The sequence below is a fragment of the Mycobacterium szulgai genome (assembly GCF_002116635.1).
GTDB lineage: Bacteria > Actinomycetota > Actinomycetes > Mycobacteriales > Mycobacteriaceae > Mycobacterium > Mycobacterium szulgai.
Genome location: NZ_LQPW01000008.1, coordinates 42,574 through 50,315, shown reverse-complemented (window position 1 = coordinate 50,315; position 7,742 = coordinate 42,574). Strand labels below are relative to the sequence as shown.

Annotated in this window: 4 protein-coding genes; 2 read left to right on the top strand and 2 right to left on the bottom strand. The window is 65.6% G+C overall.

Going from position 1 to position 7,742, the window contains the following annotated elements; all coding sequences use genetic code 11:
- Together AWC27_RS02050 and AWC27_RS02045 are read right to left on the bottom strand one after the other, a co-directional pair.
- The coding region (locus AWC27_RS02050) for a PE family protein (RefSeq protein ID WP_139836708.1) at positions 1–742 on the bottom strand (742 nt) is incomplete at its 3' end.
- A 539-nt stretch (positions 743–1,281) separates the two neighbouring features.
- A complete protein-coding gene (locus AWC27_RS02045; RefSeq protein ID WP_085668963.1) occupies positions 1,282–2,961 on the bottom strand; it encodes a DHA2 family efflux MFS transporter permease subunit in 1,680 nt (559 codons plus the stop codon).
- Between the two features lie 102 nt (positions 2,962–3,063).
- On the opposite strand from AWC27_RS02045, the gene AWC27_RS02040 reads away from it, so the two are divergent.
- Complete coding sequence (locus AWC27_RS02040; protein WP_085668954.1) at positions 3,064–3,855, top strand: hypothetical protein; 792 nt, start codon at positions 3,064–3,066, stop codon at positions 3,853–3,855.
- Positions 3,856–3,991: 136 nt separating this feature from the next.
- Positions 3,992–7,687, top strand: a complete 3,696-nt coding sequence (locus AWC27_RS02035; protein WP_085668953.1) for a multifunctional oxoglutarate decarboxylase/oxoglutarate dehydrogenase thiamine pyrophosphate-binding subunit/dihydrolipoyllysine-residue succinyltransferase subunit — start codon at positions 3,992–3,994, stop codon at positions 7,685–7,687.
- Positions 7,688–7,742 lie beyond the last annotated feature (55 nt).

Genomic DNA, 7,742 nt, shown 5'->3' with positions numbered 1-7,742 from the left:
CCCCGCCGGCGCCTCCCGCCCCGCCGGCCCAACCCAGCAACGCCAGATTCGCTCCACCATTGCCCCCAGGGCCGCCAAAGCCGCCGTTCATGCCGATGCTGCCCGCCCCGCCAGCGCCGCCTACTCCGCCGGCGCCCCCGTTACCGCCGAGAAAGCCGCCGGCGCCGCCGTTGCCGCCGGGAGCGCCTGCCATGCCCGGAGCGCCGGTGCCGCCGGCCCCACCGACACCCCCCCAACCGAACAAACCGGCGTTGCCGCCGCGTCCGCCCGCTTGACCCGTCGCCCCGGATCCACCACTGCCGCCATTGCCGATCAATATCCCGCCGTCTCCGCCGCGTCCACCGCTGCCGGGCGCGGCGTCGGTGCCGTTGCCGAGCAGAGGGCGCCCGAGCAAGATATTGGTGGGCGCATTGATGACGTCGAGGATGAGCTGCTCGATGGTTTGCAGCGGTGACGCATTGAGGGCTTCGGCCGTCGCGTAGGCGTTGTTGCCAACCGTCAGCGCCCGGACGAACTGCTCATGAAAGGCCGCCGTCTGCGCGCTGAAGGCCTGATAGTCCTGTCCGTAGCTGCCGAACAGCCGGGCGATAACCGCCGACACCTCATCGCCACCCGCGGCCAGCACTTGGGTGGTGGAGGCCGCCACCGCGGAGTTGGCAGCCTGGATCGCCGACCCGAGCCCGGTCAATTGCTGCGACGCTGCCGCCATAGCATCCGGTGCGACGATCACGTATGACGACATCTGCGGCTCCCATCACCCGGACCCGATTTGGCCTTCGGACAGTATTCGCGCAGCTCGCAAAGAAAATCCACGGTTATTAGAAATTAAAATGCCCAATTTCATTTTCAATTCATTTTCCCGCGAGGCGTACCCAATTTCGGCTACACCGGGGTGGTGCGGCATCGCGGGCATACCCCGTGATGCGGACGGTCACGATTGGCCCGCGACATGGACAAAGTGCCCAGTCCCGCCCGCACCCCGAAGACCCTCAGCCGGCCGGAACCGGCCTGGTCAGCAGCTCCCGCCGGCGGCCATCCAGTCCGCTGATCGGCATCGCCCGCGCAGTGGGAAATTCACTGGCGCACTTGAGAAGTCGCCACTGGCGTCGCGACTCGAACACGACGGCCCACTATGGCACCGGATACCGCGCCGGCGCAGTTATTCTTTTCGGAACGCCGGACCGTTGCCCCGTGGCATTTTCGACATCATGCACAAACGCTTACCACAATTTGCCGCACGAAAAAGTTTGCAATGGACGTATTCGAGCCCGGCGACGTGGATCAGTGCGCGGCCGGCGGCAGCGCACCACCGCCGACCGGGCGATCAAACAAGGCGTCCTCGACGTGCGAACCGTTGTGGACCTGTTCGTACGGGGAACTCTCGCGACGAACGATGAATTCGACGTACTCGTCGTCGTCGTAGGCATCGTCGTAATCGCCATAGTCGTCAAAGTCGTCAAAGTCGCCGAAGGCGTCAGCAGCGCGAGACCCGCCGGCGCGCGCCGAACCGGTGAAGCCGACCAGGAAAAGCGCCGCAACGATCCCGAACAACGAGACGAACGCGGGCAGCAGCGTCGATTGCGCCATCGCATCAGAGAACGGCTGGCGCAGGAACTCGGGCAACTGCACCGCGGTGCTGTCCCGGACGGGTGATCCACCGTCGGTCCCGGCTCCAGGCACCTCGGCGGCGATCCGCGACGTCATGAACGCGGCCATGCCCGCGCTGCCGAGCACCGCGCCCAGCTGCCGGGTGGCGTTGTAAACGCCCGAACTCGCGCCAGCCACATCGAACGACAGGTTGCGGGTCGCGGTGGTGGCCAGCGGCGTCCAGACGAACGCCATCGACACGCCGATCACGCAGTACGGCAACACCACTCGCCAGATGGGCGTTGCCGGGTCCATCTCAAAGGCCAGCCAGGTCAGCCCAATCGCCAGCAACGAAAAACCGAATCCGAGCAACGGCAGTGGATGCACCCGGTCCACGAGCATGCCCACAACCGGCGCCATGAGCCCGCTGCTGATCGCCATCGGCGCCATCAGCAAGGCCGAGCGAGTTGCTGACAACCCACACACCGACTGCATGTAGAAGGTGAGCGGCAGCATTCCTGCCGTCAGGGCGAACCCGATAACGACCACGCCGGCATTGGACAGCGTGAAGTTGCGGTCGCGGAAGATGCGCAACGGGATCAGCGGCTCGCGCCGGTTGAGCGCCTGCCAATAGATGAACACCGACATGAAGCCCACGCCGGCGACGATCACCGCCCAGATCCACGGCTCCCAATGGGCGGACTGGCCCTGTTGCAGTCCGAAGACGATCAAAAATATGCCGGCCCCCGACAACGCCACCCCAAGCCAGTCGAAACCGCGCACCTGGGTGGGCAGCACCGGTAGCAGCCAGAACGCCAACACCAGGCCGACGATGCCGATCGGCACGTTGACGAAGAAGATCCATTCCCAGCCCAGGCTGTCCAGCAGCAGCCCGCCGGCCAGCGGCCCTACCAGGCTTGCTACGCCGGCGATGGCACCCCACACGCTCATCGCCAGACCGCGGCGCTGGGCGGGAAAGATCTGCGTGATCGTCGACAGGGTCTGCGGAGTCAGTAGCCCCGCGCCCATCCCTTGCACCACCCGGGCGGCGATCAGCATGCCGGCACTGCCCGACAACCCGCACCACAACGACGACACGGTGAACACCGCCAGGCCGATCAAGTACAGGTATTTGGTGCCGAACCGATCGCCGAGTCGGCCGGCCACCAGCAGCAACACCGCATAGCCCAGCAGATAGGCGCTGGTCATCCAGACCACTGTGTCGTAATCGATGTGCAGCTGGGCCATGATCGTCGGGTTAGCGATGGCGACGACGGTCGAGTCGAGCATGATCATGAAGAAGCCGATCATCATCGCCCACAGCGCATGCCAGGCGTTGCTGTCCCCGGCTGCGCCGCTCGTCGCCGTGGTCATAAACACACCTCGCATCGTCGCCGGCCGTTGTCCAGCCTGCATTATTCCGGCTATTCGTCAACCGGGCGTTAGCCTAAAGGGACGCCATTAGCAGGAGAGAATATGAGCCTTCGACGAAGCCCATCTTGGAGTCGGACCTCGAGCAGGTCTGAGCGCAAGTCTGAGCTGGAACCGGAGCTGGCCGCCACCACCGGCCGGGCCAAGACCTCCACGCGGGCCCTGGCGCAGGTCATCGAACGTAGTTCGCGGATCCAGAGCCCGGCCGCCGAGGCCTACGTCGACCGTTTGCGCCGCACCCACCCCGGTGCCAGTCCTGCCGAGATCGTCACCAAGCTGGAGAAGCGGTTCGTGTCGGTGGTGACGGCCAGCGGCGCCGCCGTCGGTGCCGCGGCGACGTTCCCCGGGATCGGCACCATCGCGGCATTGTCTGCGGCCGCCGGCGAAACCGCGGTGTTCCTCGAAGCCACCGCGCTGCTGGTGCTGGCGCTGGCCTCGGTATACGGGATACCGCTCGACCACCGCGAGCGGCGCCGGGCCTTGATGCTGGCGGTGCTGGTGGGCGACAGCGGCAAGAATGCCGTGGCCGAGGTGATCGGTTCCGGCCGCACCACCGGCGGCTGGGTGTCGGAAAGCATGGCCTCGCTGCCGCTGCCGGCGATATCGAAGCTGAATTCGAAAATGCTCAAGTACTTCGTCAAGCGGTTCGCGCTGAAGCGTGGCGCGCTGATGTTCGGCAAACTGTTGCCGATGGGCATCGGCGCGATCGTGGGTGCGATCGGGAACCGCCTGGTGGGCCGAAAGATCGTGCGCAATGCGCGATCCGCGTTCGGCGCCCCGCCGGCACGCTGGCCGGTCACTTTGCGCGTACTGCCGCCGGTTCGGGACGCCAGCTAGCGCGCGGTTACCCGGTCTCTCTGGCGGATCCCGAGCGAAGCGATAGCCTTTATGGGTCACCGCGTCGGGTGTGACGTGCCCAGCCAACCGGGATGCAAGCAGTCGCAGGACAAAAGAATCGAGGCGAACAGCGGCCGTGGCCAACATAAGTTCACCATTCGGGCAAAACGAGTGGCTGGTCGAGGAGATGTATCGCAAGTTCCGCGACGACCCCTCTTCGGTCGACCCGAGCTGGCACGAGTTCCTGGTTGACTACAACCCCGAATCGACGACCGACGCGGTCCCCGAACCTGCCCCAGCCAAGGTCCCCGCTGCCGCTCCTGCCGGTAACGGAACCCCGACCGTCAAGGCGGCGCCAGCCGCTCCACCTGCCAAGGCTGCGCCTGCTGGGGCGGCTCCGGCCGCTCCGGCAGCTCCGGCGGCTAAGGCCGCCACTCCCCCGCCCGCCGAGGGCGACGAGGTGCAGGTACTGCGCGGCGCCGCGGCAGCCGTCGTAAAGAACATGTCCGCATCGCTGGAGGTCCCGACCGCAACCAGCGTGCGCGCCGTCCCGGCCAAGCTGTTGATCGACAACCGGATCGTGATCAACAACCAGCTCAAGCGCACCCGCGGCGGCAAGATCTCCTTCACCCACCTGCTGGGTTACGCGCTGGTGCAGGCGGTCAAGAAGTTCCCGAACATGAACCGGCACTACGCCGAGGTCGACGGCAAGCCGAACGCCGTCACACCGGCGCATACCAATCTGGGCCTGGCGATCGACCTGCAGGGCAAGGACGGCAAGCGCTCCCTGGTGGTGGCCGGCATCAAGGATTGCGAAACCCTGCGCTTCGCGCAGTTCGTCACCGCCTACGAAGACATCGTCCGGCGCGCGCGCGACGGCAAGCTGACCGCCGAAGACTTTGCCGGAGTGACCATTTCGCTGACCAACCCCGGCACCATCGGCACCGTGCACTCGGTGCCGCGGCTGATGGCCGGCCAGGGCGCCATCATCGGCGTCGGGGCCATGGAGTACCCGGCGGAGTTTCAGGGCGCCAGCGAGGAGCGCATCGCCGAACTGGGTATCGGCAAGCTGATCACCCTGACCTCGACCTACGACCATCGCATCATTCAGGGCGCAGAGTCCGGCGACTTCCTGCGCGCCATCCACGAGATGCTGCTCTCGGATGCCTTCTGGGACGAGATCTTCCGCGAACTGAGCATTCCGTACCTGCCGATCCGGTGGAGCACCGACAACCCCGACTCGATCGTCGACAAGAACGCCCGCGTCATGGAATTGATTGCGGCATATCGCAATCGCGGTCACCTGATGGCCGACATCGACCCGCTGCGGTTGGACACCACCCGATTCCGCAGTCACCCTGACCTCGAGGTGCTCACCCACGGCCTGACGCTGTGGGACCTCGACCGGGTGTTCAAAGTCAACGGCTTCGCCGGCGCGCAGTACAAGAAGCTGCGCGACATCCTCGGCCTGCTGCGCGACGCCTACTGCCGCCACATCGGCGTGGAGTACACCCACATCCTCGACCCCGAACAGCAGGAATGGCTCGAGGAGCGGGTCGAGACCAAGCACGTCAAACCGACTGTGGCACAACAGAAGTACATTCTGAGCAAGCTCAACGCTGCGGAAGCCTTCGAAACCTTCCTGCAGACCAAATACGTTGGGCAGAAGCGATTCTCGCTCGAAGGCGCCGAAAGCGTGATCCCGATGATGGACGCGGCGATCGACCAGTGCGCCGAACATGGCCTCGACGAAGTGGTCATCGGGATGCCGCACCGTGGCAGGCTCAATGTGCTGGCCAACATCGTCGGCAAACCCTACTCGCAGATCTTCAGCGAGTTCGAGGGCAACCTCAACCCGTCCCAGGCGCACGGCTCCGGCGACGTCAAATACCACCTGGGCGCCACCGGCATCTATCTACAGATGTTCGGCGACAACGACATTCAGGTCTCGCTGACCGCCAACCCGTCGCACCTGGAAGCCGTGGACCCGGTGCTGGAGGGCCTGGTTCGGGCCAAGCAGGATCTGATCGACGGCGGCGGCGAAGAGCGCTTCTCGGTGGTGCCGATGATGCTGCACGGTGACGCCGCCTTCGCCGGCCAGGGTGTGGTCGCCGAGACGCTGAACCTGACGAACCTGCCGGGCTACCGGGTCGGCGGGACCATCCACATCATCGTCAACAACCAGATCGGATTCACCACCGCGCCGGAGTATTCCCGGTCCAGCGAGTACTGCACCGACGTCGCCAAGATGATCGGGGCACCGATCTTCCACGTCAACGGCGACGACCCGGAAGCCTGCGAGTGGGTGGCGCGCCTGGCGGTGGACTTCCGGCAGCGGTTCAAGAAGGACGTCGTCATCGACATGCTGTGCTACCGCCGGCGTGGCCACAACGAGGGCGACGACCCGTCGATGACCAACCCGTCCATGTACGACGTCGTCGACAACAAGCGCGGGGTCCGCAAGAGCTACACCGAAGCCCTGATCGGCCGTGGCGACATCTCCATCAAGGAAGCCGAGGACGCACTGCGCGACTACCAGGGCCAGCTGGAGCGCGTGTTCAACGAGGTCCGCGAGCTGGAAAAGCACGGCGCGCAGCCCAGCGAGTCGGTCGAGGCCGACCAGATGCTTCCGGCCGGGCTATCCACCGCCGTGGACAAGTCGCTGCTGGCCCGCATCGGCGACGCTTTCCTGGCGCTGCCCGACGGGTTCACCGCACACCCACGCGTGCAGCCGGTGCTGGAGAAGCGCCGGGAGATGGCCTATGAAGGCAAGATCGACTGGGCGTTCGGCGAACTGCTGGCGCTGGGGTCACTGGTGGCCGAAGGCAAGCTGGTGCGGCTGTCGGGACAGGACACCAAGCGCGGCACCTTCTCCCAGCGGCATTCGGTGATCATCGATCGCCACACCGGTGTCGAGTTCACCCCGTTGCAACTGCTTGCGACCAGCAAGGACGGCACCCCGACCGGCGGCAAGTTCCTGGTCTACGACTCACCGCTGTCGGAGTACGCCGCGGTGGGCTTCGAGTACGGCTACACCGTGGGTAACCCGGAGGCCGTGGTGTTGTGGGAAGCGCAGTTCGGCGACTTCGTCAACGGCGCGCAGTCCATCATCGACGAGTTCATCAGTTCCGGTGAGGCCAAGTGGGGCCAATTGTCGACGGTGGTGTTGCTGCTGCCGCACGGCCACGAGGGCCAGGGACCCGACCACACTTCGGGCCGGATCGAACGCTTCCTGCAGCTGTGGGCCGAGGGTTCGATGACGATCGCGGTGCCCTCGACGCCGTCGAACTACTTCCACTTGTTGCGCCGCCACGCCCTGGACGGGGTGATGCGTCCGCTGATCGTGTTCACCCCCAAGTCGATGCTGCGCAACAAGGCCGCGGTCAGCGATGTCCGGGACTTCACCGAGATCAAGTTCCGCTCGGTGCTGGAGGAACCGACCTACGAGGACGGCATCGGCGACCGCAGCAAGGTCACCCGCATCCTGTTGACCTGCGGAAAGCTCTACTACGAGCTGGCGGCGCGAAAGGCCAAGGACAAGCGCGACGACATTGCGATCGTTCGGCTGGAACAGCTTGCGCCGCTGCCGCGGCGGCGGCTCGGCGAGACGCTGGACCGCTACGAAAACGTCAACGAGTACTTCTGGGTGCAGGAGGAGCCGGCCAACCAGGGCGCATGGCCGTCGCTGGGGCTCACCCTGCCGGAGGTACTGCCCGAAAAGCTCAGCGGCATCAAGCGGATTTCTCGCCGGGCCATGTCGGCGCCGTCGTCGGGCTCGTCGAAGGTGCACGCCGTCGAGCAGCAGGAAATCCTGGATACCGCTTTCGCCTAACGCGCTCCCACTGCTCGCGGGCTTGGGTATCGTTCCCGTCGCGTCGGCCAACACA

What these genes read in the sequence shown, in the direction of transcription:
- AWC27_RS02045 (WP_085668963.1), bottom strand. Translation starts at nt 2,961, where the DNA reads ATGACCACGGCGACGAGCGGCGCAGCCGGGGACAGCAACGCCTGGCAT.
- AWC27_RS02040 (WP_085668954.1), top strand. Translation starts at nt 3,064, where the DNA reads ATGAGCCTTCGACGAAGCCCATCTTGGAGTCGGACCTCGAGCAGGTCT.